This window comes from Sphingomonas endophytica (assembly GCF_014199415.1).
Lineage (GTDB): Bacteria > Pseudomonadota > Alphaproteobacteria > Sphingomonadales > Sphingomonadaceae > Sphingomonas > Sphingomonas endophytica.
The window spans coordinates 295,631-308,922 of the sequence record NZ_JACIJN010000002.1 but is presented as its reverse complement, the minus strand read 5'-3'; the positions used below and the strand labels follow the sequence as shown (position 1 = coordinate 308,922).

12 protein-coding genes are annotated in these 13,292 nt (G+C 67.5%); 4 read left to right on the top strand and 8 right to left on the bottom strand.

Annotated elements, in window-relative coordinates; translation table 11 throughout:
• Window positions 1–10: 10 nt before the first annotated feature.
• Entirely contained in the window at window positions 11–703 is a 693-nt protein-coding gene (locus FHS97_RS04245) for a PAS domain S-box protein (protein WP_184033510.1), read from the bottom strand.
• Between the two features lie 138 nt (window positions 704–841).
• Window positions 842–1,666, bottom strand: coding sequence for a class I mannose-6-phosphate isomerase (locus FHS97_RS04240; protein WP_184033507.1), 825 nt, complete (start codon window positions 1,664–1,666; stop codon window positions 842–844).
• Window positions 1,667–1,785: 119 nt separating this feature from the next.
• Between FHS97_RS04240 and FHS97_RS04235 the strand changes: the two genes are divergently transcribed.
• Both FHS97_RS04235 and recN read left to right on the top strand, forming a co-directional pair.
• On the top strand, window positions 1,786–2,784 hold the full coding sequence (locus FHS97_RS04235) for an outer membrane protein assembly factor BamD (RefSeq protein ID WP_184033504.1): 999 nt from the start codon (window positions 1,786–1,788) through the stop codon (window positions 2,782–2,784).
• A gap of 64 nt (window positions 2,785–2,848) precedes the next feature.
• Window positions 2,849–4,504 (top strand): DNA repair protein RecN, encoded by a 1,656-nt coding sequence (gene recN, locus FHS97_RS04230; protein WP_184033501.1) that lies wholly within the window; start codon window positions 2,849–2,851, stop codon window positions 4,502–4,504.
• A gap of 41 nt (window positions 4,505–4,545) precedes the next feature.
• Here the strand turns inward: recN and FHS97_RS04225 are convergent, their stop codons facing one another.
• On the bottom strand, window positions 4,546–4,869 hold the full coding sequence (locus tag FHS97_RS04225) for a winged helix-turn-helix transcriptional regulator (protein ID WP_184033498.1): 324 nt from the start codon (window positions 4,867–4,869) through the stop codon (window positions 4,546–4,548).
• A 126-nt stretch (window positions 4,870–4,995) separates the two neighbouring features.
• Here FHS97_RS04225 and FHS97_RS04220 point away from each other — a divergent pair, with 126 nt between their 5' ends.
• Window positions 4,996–5,637 (top strand): glutathione binding-like protein, encoded by a 642-nt coding sequence (locus FHS97_RS04220; protein WP_221233103.1) that lies wholly within the window; start codon window positions 4,996–4,998, stop codon window positions 5,635–5,637.
• Between the two features lie 47 nt (window positions 5,638–5,684).
• On the opposite strand, the gene FHS97_RS04215 is transcribed toward FHS97_RS04220, so the two are convergent.
• Together FHS97_RS04215 and FHS97_RS04210 are read right to left on the bottom strand one after the other, a co-directional pair.
• Window positions 5,685–6,029 (bottom strand): hypothetical protein, encoded by a 345-nt coding sequence (locus FHS97_RS04215; RefSeq protein WP_184033495.1) that lies wholly within the window; start codon window positions 6,027–6,029, stop codon window positions 5,685–5,687.
• 11 nt (window positions 6,030–6,040) lie between these two features.
• The gene (locus FHS97_RS04210; protein WP_184033492.1) at window positions 6,041–7,492 is read right to left on the bottom strand and encodes a L,D-transpeptidase family protein; all 1,452 of its coding nucleotides are present in this window, start codon (window positions 7,490–7,492) and stop codon (window positions 6,041–6,043) included.
• A 208-nt stretch (window positions 7,493–7,700) separates the two neighbouring features.
• Between FHS97_RS04210 and FHS97_RS04205 the strand changes: the two genes are divergently transcribed.
• Window positions 7,701–10,430: a TonB-dependent receptor gene (locus FHS97_RS04205; RefSeq protein ID WP_184033489.1), complete on the top strand. Its 2,730-nt coding sequence runs from the start codon at window positions 7,701–7,703 to the stop codon at window positions 10,428–10,430.
• Between the two features lie 159 nt (window positions 10,431–10,589).
• Here FHS97_RS04205 and FHS97_RS04200 read toward each other — a convergent pair whose 3' ends face one another.
• Genes FHS97_RS04200 through recA form a run of 3 tightly spaced genes read right to left on the bottom strand, consistent with a single transcriptional unit; the run spans window position 10,590 to window position 13,202 of the window.
• Window positions 10,590–11,237 (bottom strand): glutathione S-transferase family protein, encoded by a 648-nt coding sequence (locus tag FHS97_RS04200; RefSeq protein ID WP_184033486.1) that lies wholly within the window; start codon window positions 11,235–11,237, stop codon window positions 10,590–10,592.
• On the bottom strand, window positions 11,234–12,097 hold the full coding sequence (locus FHS97_RS04195) for a class I SAM-dependent methyltransferase (protein ID WP_184033483.1): 864 nt from the start codon (window positions 12,095–12,097) through the stop codon (window positions 11,234–11,236). Before FHS97_RS04195 ends, FHS97_RS04200 begins: the two co-directional genes overlap by 4 nt.
• A 31-nt stretch (window positions 12,098–12,128) precedes the next feature.
• Window positions 12,129–13,202 carry a recombinase RecA gene (gene recA / locus FHS97_RS04190; protein WP_184033480.1) on the bottom strand — a complete coding sequence of 358 codons (1,074 nt, stop codon included), beginning with the start codon at window positions 13,200–13,202 and terminating at the stop codon, window positions 12,129–12,131.
• Window positions 13,203–13,292: the final 90 nt, after the last annotated feature.

Here is a 13,292-nt window from a genome sequence, read left to right as displayed (position 1 = left end):
TAGCTGATCCCTAGAGGTTTTCGGCTGCGAGCAGATAGTCGCGCATCCGCAGCGATCCCGCTGCCGTCATCCGCAGTCGGATGCGGCGGCGATCGTTCGGATCGGGATCGCGCACGATCCAGTCGCGGTCGACCAGCATCGCGATCTGGCGGAGTGCCGTGGTCAGCGGCGCGCCGGACGCCACCGCCGCGCTGGTCGTATAGGTGTCGCGCCCGGCGAGATCCTGCGCGAACAGGTCGAGCAGCAGGTCGAACGCCGGCTCACCGAACATCTCGTCCTCGAAATAATGCGTTCGAAGCCGCCGCTTGGCGAGGATCCGCTCGGCCGCCCTGCGCAGCATCCGCGTTTCGTCCTCGGCCGGCGGGCCGTCGATCAGCTCGACCGTCGCCATCATCCGCCGCGTGGTTCCGGTATGGAAGAGGCTGATATGGTTGGTAACCCATAGAAAGCGCCCGTCGGCGCCGATGTAGCGCTTGGTGATCGAGAAGGGCGCACCGCCCGCGATCAGCGCATCGGCGCGCTCGCGATTGACCTCGCGGTCATCGGGATGGGTCAATTCCAGAACGTCGCGCCCCACCAGCGCGTTGCGCGCATAGCCGAGCGCCGTCCCGTAATCCTCGTCCGCATCGACGATGCGCAGATGCTCGTCGGTCAGACAACTCAGCAACTTCCGCGCCCCGGCCCGGTCGACGGCCCGATCCATGTCCCCGATTTCCCTGTTCTGTTTGGACGCGCCCGGCCGGCGACCGGGCGCATTTCACGGGAACATCACAAGAAATTAATTGCAGCGCAACATGGTAATAGTCGCATAAGTCACCGTCCTCGGCTGGGCGCGACGGCGTCAGACGCGCCGATCGCCCGGATAGGCGAAGAGCAGGTCGGCGTCCTCGGAGGCGTGGAGTTCCTCGCGGCCGGTCACCGTGACGCATTCCCCCGCCTTCCATGCAACACCCGCCACGACGCCCTCGCCCCGGATCGGCACCAGCCAGCCGGTCGTGCCGTCGGGCAACGCGATGTCGCGCTTTCCGCCGGTCCAGCGCTCCAGCACGAATTTCGGCCCCTCGACCAGGATCGTACGCCCCGGCGCGACCTCGCCCGGCTGCGGTGGGGCGACATAGGGGTTGAGGTCGGCGACCGCGACGCCGTCGTCGAGGTGCAGTTCTCGCGGGCGGCCATAGTCGAACAACCGGTAGGTGGTGTCCGAATTCTGCTGCACTTCGATCAGGGTCAGCCCGGCTCCGATCGCGTGGATCACCCCGGAATGCGAATAGTAAAAGTCGCCGGCTTTCACCGGCTTCCAGTCAAGCTTGTGCTCGAGGCTGCCGTCCTCGGCCGAGGCGCGCAGTTCCTCGCGCGTCATCGGCGCCAGCGGCCCGACCGCGATCGTCGAATCGGGTTCGGCGGCGAGAATCGTCCAGCATTCGTCCTTGCCGCGCGCCAGGCCGCGCTTCTGCGCCTCTTCATCGGACGGGTGATCCTGAACGGACAGCTTCTCGCTCGTAAAAAGATACTTGATGAGCAGTTCCGGCTCCTCCGGATGCGGCGACTGGAACCAGATCTCGCCGATCGGTTCGCCATCCGGCGCCGGATCGGCGAAGCCGGGATACAGATGATGCCGTCCCCACGGCTTTTCGACGCGCTTGGTGGCGAGCAGGGTCGCGGGCATGAGCGTAATCCTTCCTTCCGGGGCGCTGACGGGCGCATCAACGCCTTCCCGCTAGCCACTGTTGCGCGTGCGCGAAAGCCGTTGTTCGCGGGGGTTCCTCTAAGCTAAGAGCCGAGGCGATGCGTATCCTCACCCTTCGCCCGCTCCCCACCCGTTCGCTTGCGATCGGGGTTGCTGCTGCCTTGGCCGTGTCGCTAGCCGGTTGTGCGGGCGGTTCGCGCAACCGCGCCGACCTCCCCTATGTCGCGCGCGACGTCGGCACGCTCTACTCGGCTGCCAAGCAGCGGCTCGACCAGGCGCGCTACAAGGAGGCCGCGGCGCTGTTCGACGAGGTCGAGCGCCAGCATCCCTATTCGGTGTGGGCGCGCCGCGCGCAATTGATGGGCGCGTTCAGTTATTATCTGAGCGGCGATTATACGCAGGCGATCCAGGGCGCGCAGCGTTTCCTGTCGGTCCACCCCGGCAACCGCGACGCGCCTTATGCCTATTATCTCGTCGCGATGAGCTATTACGAGCAGATCAGCGATGTCACCCGCGACCAGAAGATCACGCAGCAGGCGCAGGATTCGCTGGGCGAGCTGATGCGCCGTTATCCGACGTCGCGCTACGCCGCCGACGCGCGGCTGAAGCTCGATCTGGTCCGCGACCATCTCGCGGGCAAGGAGATGGAGATCGGCCGCTTCTACGAGCGTCGCCGCCAGTGGCTCGCCGCGACGCTGCGCTTCCGCCGCGTCGTCGACCAATATCAGACCACGACGCACACGCCCGAGGCGCTGCTGCGGCTGACCGAGGGCTATCTCGCGCTCGGCGTCCGCAACGAGGCGGAGAAGTCGGCGGCGGTGCTCGGCGCCAATTACCCCGGCACCGACTGGTACAGCCGCGCCTACAAGCTGATGAAGGACAACCCGCCCGCGACGATCGCGCCGCTGGCACCCGGTCAGCTGATCGTCCCGACCCCGGTGCGCGCGGCGGTGCCCGGTGAGGCGACCGGCGCCGCGCCCAAGGCCGATGCGCCGCTCCCCAACACCCCGACCACCACCGGCGGCGACGCACAGGCCGGGGTGCCGGCGCCCGGCGTCAGCTCGCCGTCGCCCGCGACGACCCCGATCGGCGGCTGACCGCGCGCCGCCGGAACAAAAAGGGTAACAAAGCACGTTTTTTGCGGGTAAGGAGCGGCTGCCTATGCTGACCGCGCTTGCCATTCGTGACGTCGTGCTGATCGACGCGCTGGAGCTGGAGTTCGGCCCCGGCCTCGGCGTGCTGACCGGGGAAACCGGCGCGGGCAAGTCGATCCTGCTCGACGCGCTGGGTCTCGCGCTCGGCCGCCGCGGCGAAAGCACGCTGGTGCGCGCCGGCGCGACGCAGGCGGTGGTGACCGCAACCTTCGACACGCCGCCTGCCGTTGCCGCCCTGCTCGCCGACAACGGGCTGGAGATCGACCCCGGCGAGCCGCTCATCATCCGCCGGCTGGTCAAGGCCGACGGCGGCAGCCGCGCGTTCGTCAACGATCAGCCCGCCTCTGCCGCGTTGCTGCGCGAGATCGGGCCGATGCTGGTCGAAATCCACGGCCAGCATGATGACCGCGGGCTGCTCGCCGCGGCCGGGCACCGTGCGCTGCTCGACAGCTATGCCGGCCAGGGGGTGCGCGACGTCGCCAGCGCCTATGCGGCGTGGCGCGACGCGCGAACCGCCCTGACGACGGCGCGCGCCGGGATCGCGGCGGCGCAGGCCGATCGCGACTGGCTGGAACATGCCGTCGCCGAGCTGGAGGCGCTCGCCGCCGAGCCCGGCGAGGAGGAAGCGCTCGCCGAACGCCGCCGCACGATGCAGCGCGCCGAGAAGAGCGCGAGCGAACTGGAGGCGGTGACCGAGCATCTGGAGGGCAGCGCCGGCGCGCTGAGCCATTTGCGACAGGCCGCGCGCGTGCTGGAACGGATCGCCGACGATCATCCCGCGCTCGGCGAAGCGCTTGCGGCGATCGATCGCGCGCTGATCGAGGGCGGCGTAGCGGAGGAAAAGCTGCGCGATGCCGCGGTGGCGCTGCTTTACGATCCGCGCCAGCTGGAAGAGGATGAGGCACGACTGTTCGAGCTGCGTGCGATGGCGCGCAAGCACCGCGTCCAGGCCGATGCGCTCGCCGCGCTCGCCGCCGAGCTGCGCGAGCGGCTCGTGCGGCTCGATGCCGGCGAACAGGGGCTGGCCGATCTGGAGGCTGCGGTGGCGCGATCGCGGGCGGCCTATGATTGCGCCGCGGAGCAGCTCACCGCGATCCGCACCGCGGCCGCGACGCGGCTCGATGCGGCCGTGGCGGGTGAGCTGGCACCGTTGAAGCTCGACGCGGCGCGGTTCCGCACCGTGGTGGCGCCGCTGCCCGAGAGCGACTGGTCGGCGGCGGGCCGTGACCGGGTCGAGTTCGAGATCGCCACCAACCCCGGCGCGCCGTTCGGCCCCCTGGCCAAGATCGCGTCGGGCGGCGAGTTGTCGCGCTTCATCCTCGCGTTGAAGGTCGCGCTCGCCGAACAGGGCGGCGCGGCGACGATGATCTTCGACGAGATCGACCGCGGCGTCGGCGGCGCGGTGGCGAGCGCGATCGGCGAGCGGCTCGGACGGCTGGCGGAAACAACGCAATTGCTGGTCGTGACGCACAGCCCGCAGGTCGCGGCGCGCGGCGCGACGCATCTGCTGATCGCCAAGGCCAGCGACGGGACGGTGACGCGCACCGGCGTGCGCCCGCTGGATACCGCCGGGCGCCGTGAGGAAATCGCGCGAATGCTGTCGGGCGCAACCGTCACCGCGGAAGCGCGCGCGCAGGCGGAGCGGTTGCTGGAGACGGCCTGAGCGGTGCCGCAGATCGGATTTGCGGCTTCCGCTTGGCCCGATCACGCGCGATCGCGCTCTTTCAGCCAAAGACCAAAGCTCCGCATAACCTCGACGACCGGGACGAGGCGCAAGCCATCGACGGAGAGGCCATATTGTACGGTCACGGGTACCGTCGGGAAAACCGTCCGCTCGACGAGATCGGCCTCTTCCAGCGCGCGCAAGTCGAGCGTCAGCATGCGTTGCGAAATGACAGGAAGACAGCGCCGCAACTCACTGAAACGTTTGGGTCCGCCAACAAGATAAAAGATAATCAGCAAACGCCAGCGAACACCTAGCAGCCGCATCGCTTCCTCGACCGAACATCCCGTCGCACTATGCTTCATCGCCACCGACCACAGGTATAAAGTTTGTCGCTACGCCACATTATACTGCCTCCTTCCAAATCTGCAGCATGACGCCAGGATCTTGGAACCGGGTCCTGTTGGTCCCGGATCAGGATGGAGCCGTTCGTGAAGCTATATTACATACCCGCCGCCTGCTCGCTCGCGCCACACATCGTGCTTCGCGAGCTGGATCTGACGTTTGACCTCATCAAGGTAGACCATCACAGCCGCCAAACGGCAGATGGGCAGCATTACAATGACCTGAACCCGTTAGGGTACGTCCCGCTTCTTCAGCTCGACGACGGTTTGTTGCTGCGCGAAGGCCCAGCCATCGTGCGATATCTTGCGGACCTGAAGCCCGGCATGGGGCTTGCTCCCGATAACGGCACGATCGCGCGCTACCGTTTGCAGGAGTGGCTGAACTTTCTTGCCTCGGAAATCCACAAGGGCTTCATTCCGCTCCTCTACGCCCGGCTCGCCGGGACCTATGGCACGGCCACCGCCAAGCCGAAGCTGGAAGCGCGCTTCGCGTGGCTCAACGATACGCTCGCCAAACGTCAGTATCTGATGGGCGACACGTTCACGGTGGCGGACGCCTATCTCTATTCGCTCATGCAATGGGGACAAGCGACATGGCTCGAAGACCTATCGCGCCGACATCCATTACGACGAGCTGGAGCATCTTGGATCATGGTATGGACGGGTCAGAGCACGTCCCGCCGTGCGTCAGGCGCTCGATGTCGAGGGACTGCGCTGAGCTCCGGGTAAGCGTCATGCGATGGAGGAACCGACGATCCTCCATCGCCATCGCCACCTCAGTCGCGGCGTCGCGTCTCGACCGGCGCGGTGTCGAAATCGTCGCCACGACCGCTGCGGTCGCTGCGGGCGGTCATGCCGGTCACCGACGCGTCGTCCATCATCTGCGCGTCCGGGGCGGTGTCCTCGGCGGGCGGCAGGATCGCGGTGTCGTTGCCTGGCGTCGGCGTCGGCGTCGGGATGGCGACCGGCGTCGGTTCCTCGGTCGGGGTCGGCTCGGGGGTGGGCTCGAGCTCCTGCACGGTCATGTTCATCTCGGGCGGCTCGGGCTCGGACTTCGAACAGCCGGCCACGCCCAGACCCAAGAGCGCAACCAACGCCAACCGATGCCGCCATACCGTCATTCGTACTTCCTTCACTTCGCCGCCAGCGCCTGCGCGGCGGAACGTCGCTCGACCGTAGCAGCCAGCTTGCCGTCCCAGCCATAGGGATCTTCGCGGAACCCGACCTGCCCGTCCGCGCCGGCGAACGCCGACCAATAGAGCAGATAGACGCTGACCGGCTCGGCCATCTTCGCGCGCACCGTCTTGCCGGCGGCGACCGCCGCGTCGATCGCCTCGGGCTGCCAGTCGGGCGTGGTCGCCATCAGCAATTTGGCGAGATCCTCGGGTTTCTCCAGCCGGACGCAGCCGTGGCTGGCGAGCCGGTCGAACTTCGAGAATCCCGAGCGCGCCGGCGTGTCGTGGAGATAGACCGCGAAATCGTTCGGGAAATCGAATTTGAACCGCCCCAGCGCGCTCTGTTCGGACGCCTGTTGCAACCGCTTGCCGCCGTTGCCGGTGTCGATCACGCGAAAGCCGTTGCGCTTCAGATAGCCCGGATTGGCGCGCTCCTTCGGCCACAATTCCTTGGTCGCGATCGAACTTGGCACGTTCCACGGCGGGTTGATGACGATGCTGCTGATCTGCGACACCAGCATCGGCGTCTCGTTGCCCGGCCGCCCGGTGACCGCGCGCATCGACATGATCGGCCGGTCGCCGTCGAACGCGGTCAGCACCGCCGCGGCGATGTTGACCTGCACGCGTCGCCGATCGAGCGTCGGCGGCAGCCAGCGCCACCGCTCCAGATTGGCGAGGATCGACTGGATGCGCTGCTCGACGGGAACGTTGAGCGCGGCGAGCGTCTGCGCACCGACCTGCCCGGCCGGGTTGAGGCCATAGCGGCGCTGCGCACGCCGCACCCCCTCCAGCAACGCGGCGTCGAAGCGGTCGCCGGTGCCGGTCAGCTCCGGGTCCTCGATCGCAAGCCGCTCGCGGAGCCGCCCCACCGCCGGGCCGCTGCTGCCATAGGCCGGTGCGACCGTCAGCATTGGCCAGCCGCCCGCGGCCACAATCTTGCGATAGCGCGCCAGCCCTTCGACCAGCGCGTCATAGCCCTGATAGGGCGGCGGGAGCGAGCGGACCCAGGTCGTCAGCCGGTCGCGCGCGACCGCGTCGACGAAGCCCGGCAGCGGGTCATAGGCGGTCGGCCGAATTCCCCAGTCCTTCTGGAAATCGGACGGCATCAGCCGCCCGCCGTGCACCGCGCGCGCATGGTCGAGCGCCACGCGCGCCAGCGACGCGTTGTCGAGCCGGTCGAGATCGCTGCGCGGCGTGCGGCTCAGCCCCTGCGCGACCTCATCCTTGGCGATCAGCCGCGCAAGCTCCTGCCGTTGCGCGTCACTCAGCGTCGGCAGCGGCAGTTGCGGCTGGACGAGCGGGATCGGCGTCGGCGCGGCGGTCTCCGGCGTGACCGGGACCTGCGCGGCGGAGGGGGCCGCGGCAACGAGCGCGGCAAGCAGGAGGCTTCGTGAGGCAAACGACATCATGGCAGCCGGCTTATCACCTTTGATTCGTCGGGTTGAGAGGCCGAATCGCGCAATCTCGATTGCGGACGATGCAGCCGTGGCGTCATGCCGGTCCCAACGAGCGGGCCGGCGAAAGGACTCGCAGGCAAAATGGCGCATTAACCAGTCCTTATTCCGCATCCCCTACCAGCAGCGCCATCATTCCAGAGTGACGTTGGGGGAGTAACTGATGCGGAAGGCGCGTTTGTATCGGTCGGTTGCGGTGTTCGCGATCATCGCGGCGCCCGCCGCGGCGCAGGACCTGCGCGGATCGGCGGCCAACCAGCCCAAGGACGCGACCCAGGCCGCCTCCCCCAATACCGCGGATATCGTTGTCACCGCCACCCGCCGCTCCGAGCGGCTATCGAACGTGCCGATCGCGGTGTCGGCCTTCGGGCAGGCGGCGCTGCAGAATTCCGGCGCGACCGACATCCGCCAGATGACCCAGATCGCACCGTCGCTGCTCGTCTCCTCGACCGGCAGCGAGGCGAATGCCTCCGCACGCATCCGCGGCGTCGGCACGGTCGGCGACAACCCCGGCCTGGAAAGCTCGGTGGCGGTGTTCATCGACGGCATCTATCGCAGCCGCACCGGCGCGGGGCTCAACGATCTTGGCGAGGTCGAGCGGATCGAGGTGTTGCGCGGGCCGCAGGGGACGCTGTCGGGCCGCAATTCGTCCGCGGGTGCGATCAGCATCTACACCAAGCTGCCCGAGTTCAAGTTCGGCGGCATGGGCGAGGTCAGCTACGGCAATTACAATGCGGTCCGCGTGCAGGGTGCGCTGACGGGGCCGGTCATCAAGGATCTGCTCGCCTTCCGGATCGACGGTGTCGCCAGCCGCCGCGATGGCTTCCTGACGGACGTGGTCAACAAGACCGACTTCAACAACCGCGATCGTTATTTCGTGCGCGGGCAGTTGCTGTTCACGATCACCCCCGATCTCGCGGTGCGCTTCATCGGCGATTATACGCGGCGCGACGAAAAGTGCTGCGGCGCGGTTTATGTCGACACCCGCCAGAAGGTCGACCCGACGCCGGGTACGCCGGGCGATTACGCGATCAGCGCCGCCAACCCGATCACCGGCATCCTGCGCAGCCTCGGCGGCGTGCTGCCGAGCGAGGGCGATCCCTATAATCGCCGCATCGCGCAGACCGCCGGCCGCGCCTACAGCAACCTGACCACAGACGGTGGCGTGTCGATGCGCGTACGCTGGAACCTCGGCGCGACGCAGCTCACCTCGCTGACCGCGTATCGCGAGTATAAGTCGGGCGGCGCGGGTGACATGGATTATTCCAACGTCGACCTGGTCTATCGCCCAGACGACGGAAACAATTATCGCCAGTTCAAAGTCTTCACCCACGAAAGCCGCTTCTCGGGCACGATCCTCGACAACCGGCTCGACTGGCTGGTCGGCGGCTATTACGCGCACGAGAACCTCGCGCTGGTCGATAACCTGCAATTCGGCGCGCAATATGGCGCGTTCGCCGCGTGCCGCGCGGTGCTGTCGATCAACCCCGCCGCCGCACTGCGCAACGCCGCCAATCCGGGCTGCCTCAGCACCGCCGGCCGCGCGGCGCTGACCGCCGGGATCGGCGCGATCGCGGTGGGGGGGATCGACCGGCTGAGCACGCTCAGCAATCTCGGCAGCCTGCGCGACGTCTACCGCCAGACCAGCGAGAATTTCGCCTTCTTCACGCACAACATTTACCGGCTGACCGACCGGCTCAGTGTGACCGTCGGGTTGCGCTACACCAATGAGCACAAGACGCTGGCGGCCGGGTTCAACAACAACAACACGATCTGCCCGGCGCAACAGGCCGCGCTGCGCTCGCTGCTCGCCAGCAGCAACGCGACGCTGCGCTCGGTCGCGGGCGGGATCGTCACGCTGTCGTGCATCGGCAATTCGAGCGCGGCGCTGACCGATGTCGCGCTGCGCGACCAGATCCGCGAGGGCCAGCTGACCGGCACCGGCGTCGTCTCGTGGAAGCCGGTCGCCTCGACCTTGCTCTACGCCTCCTATGCGCGCGGCTACAAGGCAGGCGGGTATAATCTCGACCGCTCCGACCTCAGCGAGACGGTGCTGACCACCCCGCCCGCGTCGAACGTCCGCAACCTGCGCTTCGACCCCGAGACGGTGAATGCCTATGAGCTGGGGCTGAAATATTCGTCGCGCCAGTTCACCGCCAATGTCGCGGCGTTCCGGTCGGAGTTCACCAACTTCCAGCTCAATACCTTTAACGGCACCAGTTACATCGTCCAGAATATCGGCGGCTGCGACACGTCGCTGAACGGCGCGGACCGCGACAATTCGAGCGCGACCGGCGGGTGCGCGGGCAAGGTCGGCAAGGGGCTGGTGACGCAGGGCGTCGAGCTGGAGGTCGGCATGTACCCGACTCCCGACGTGACGGTGAATCTCGGCTACACGCTGACCCACGCCGATTATGCGCGCAACCTCGTGGGCAGCAAGGCGGGCGAGCCGCTGAGCCCGGCGCTGTTCCTGCTGCCCGGCGCGCAGATGTCCAATGCGCCGCGGCACACCGTGACCAGCTCGATCGGCTGGACACCCGAAATCGGCGGCAACGGGCTGCGCGCGCTGTTCTACGTCGATGGCCGCATGACCAGCGACTACAACACCGGCTCGGACCTGTTCATCGAGAAGATGCAGGACGGCTTCTTCCTGATGAACGCGCGCATCGGGTTGCGCGGCGATCAACAGCGCTGGGCGGTCGAACTCTGGGCGCAGAACCTGCTCGACACCAACTATCAGCAGATTGCCTTCACCGCGCCGTTCCAGGGCGCCGGGTCGCAATCGCAGGTGCAGGCGTTCGGCAGCCCGAGCTTCGCGAGTGCCAATTCGCTGTTCACCTCGTTCCTCGGCGAGCCGCGCACGTACGGGCTGACGTTGCGCACGCGCTTCTGATCGCACGGGCGAGGCAGTCGAGCCTCCTTGCCAACCCCAGCCGTCGCTCCGGAAACCATCCGGGGCGGCGGCTTCTCCGACCCGCTTACGCCGTCACGCCCCGCTCGGTCACCGGGGGCCTGATCCGGAAGCCCGCTTCATGCCGATGCCGACCAGCGATCACGCATAGGCATAAGGCCCGCCCGCCGCGAGCGCGCGCTGATAGGCCGGGCGCGCGTGGATACGCTCGAGCCAGCCCATCGTATTGGGGCGGCTGGCATCGAGCCCGGCGCGACTGCGCGCGGCCTCCAGCGGGAAGCTCATCATGATGTCGGCGGCGGTGAACGTATCGCCGGCGAACCACGGGTGTTCGGCGAGCGACGCCTCGACATAATCGAGATGGCGGTCGATCATCGGCTGGATCTGCGTGGCGACGCGGTTGCCGACCAGCGGGATGCGCGAGACGACCAGCTTGACGAGCAGCGGCGGCATCAGCGAGCCCTCCGCATAATGAAGCCAGAAGCGGTAGGCGAGCGCCGCGTCGCGCTTGGACGGCGCGCCCAGCTTTCCGTCTGCGAGGTCGACGAGATATTCGACGATCGCGCCGGTCTCCGCGATGACGCGCGATCCGGTCACGCCCTGCGCCGCCTGGTCCTCGATCACCGGCGACTTGCCGAGCGGATGGACGCGGCGCAATTCGGGGGGCGCGAGCATCGTCGCCTTGTCGCGCTCGTAGCGCTTCACCTCATAGGGGAGATCCAGCTCCTCGAGCATCCACAGGATCCGTTGCGAGCGGGAATTCTCGAGGTGGTGGACGATGATCGTCATGCAGCTTCCTTCCCCGCGCGCGCGGTTACCACCAATATCGTGGCGGAGAACGTCACCGCGCCCTCGCGTATCCGCGCGGCGAACAGATCGCGGAGCACCGCCTCATATCGGTCGCGATCGCGGTTCTGGCTGGCGGCGAGGAGCGAGGCGAGCGGCCCGATGCGGCGGTAGAAAGCCAGCGCGCTTTCGACCGGCGCGTCACCGCTCCCGACGGGATAGTCGACGCGGTGGCGGACGATCCGTACGTCACGCCAGCCGCTCCGTTCGAGCAGCGCGCGCGTGAAAACCTCATCACCGAGCGCAAACGGCCCCGGCGCATAGCCGCTCGCAAGCATGGGATCGAGGGTCAGCGCGGCTTCGGGGGCGGTGACCCAGTCGTTCTCGCCCCGCGCGGCGAAACAGGAGAAGACCAACGGCGCATCTGCCGCCGCCGCTTTGCGCAATGCGGTGAACGCGACGTCCGGATTGGCGAAGAACATCAGCCCGTGGCGCGAGACCAGCAGGTCGAGCGGCGCCAAGGCCGGCACAAGCTCCACGATGTCGCCGCAGACGAAGGCCGGAGCTTGCGCCCCTGAGACGGTCGGTGCGCCCGCCACTGCCGCAGAGCGCCGCGCTACCGCGATCAGCGCCGCGGACAGGTCGATGCCGGTGACCCGCAGATGCGGCCGCATGCCGGCAAGCGCCAGCGTGGTGCCGCCGACCCCGCAGCCGAGATCGACGGCCCGCCCTTCATGGGGCGCGACGGCGGCGATCGCATTGCCGAGCGCCGCGGCGATACCGCTGAAGGCCTGCTCGGTACGCGCATGTTCCTCCGCCCAGACGTCGCCGACCCGCCCGCGCCAGTCGCTGCCGCTCGTCATCCAAGGCAGGTCCGGGGTCGCACGACCGCGATCAGACGTCGTCGTCCTCGCTCGGCCCGGCCATCATCCCGTCGGCGACTTGCTCGGTACGGCCGCGGATCGCTTTTTCCAGACGGTCCTTCATCTCGGGGTTTTCGCGCAGGAAGTTCTTGGAATTCTCACGCCCCTGCCCGATCCGCACCGAATCATAGGAGAACCACGCACCCGCCTTCTCGACCAGCCCGGCCTTGACGCCGATGTCGAGGATCTCGCCGATCTTCGAGATACCCTCGCCGTACATGATGTCGAACTCGACCTGCTTGAACGGCGGCGCGACCTTGTTCTTGACCACCTTCACGCGGGTCGCGTTGCCGATCACCTCGTCACGATCCTTGATCGCGCCGGTGCGGCGGATATCGAGGCGGACCGAGGCATAGAATTTCAGCGCATTGCCGCCGGTCGTCGTTTCGGGATTGCCGTACATGACGCCGATCTTCATGCGGAGCTGGTTGATGAAGATCACCATGCAGCGCGAGCGGCTGATCGAGCCGGTCAGCTTGCGCAGGCTCTGCGACATCAATCGCGCCTGCAGGCCGACGTGGCTGTCGCCCATCTCGCCCTCGATCTCGGCGCGCGGCACCAGCGCGGCGACCGAGTCGACCACCAGCACGTCGATCGCGTTCGAGCGCACCAGCGTGTCGACGATCTCCAGCGCCTGCTCCCCGGTATCGGGCTGCGACACGATCAGTTCGTCGATGTTGACCCCGAGCTTCTTGGCATAGACCGGGTCGAGCGCATGCTCGGCGTCGACGAATGCGGCGGTGCCGCCGCCCTTCTGCGCCTCGGCGATGACGTGCAGCGCGAGCGTCGTCTTGCCCGAGCTTTCCGGGCCATAGACCTCGATCACGCGCCCGCGCGGCAGTCCGCCGACGCCGAGCGCGATGTCGAGCCCGAGCGACCCGGTCGAGATCGCCTCGACCTGCATCGTCTCCTTCTGCCCCAGCTTCATCGCCGAGCCCTTGCCGAAGGCGCGATCGATCTGTGCCAGCGCGGCGTCGAGCGCCTTTTGACGGTCTGAATTCGCGGTTGCCATGCCGGTATCGATCACCTGAAGTTTGGCGGCCATTGCCGTGGAGCCTTTCGCTAGAGCAACCGCGCGCCGCATTCAACGCGCCGCGCCGTTGTATTCAGTTTGTTCCATGAGAACAAGTAGCGA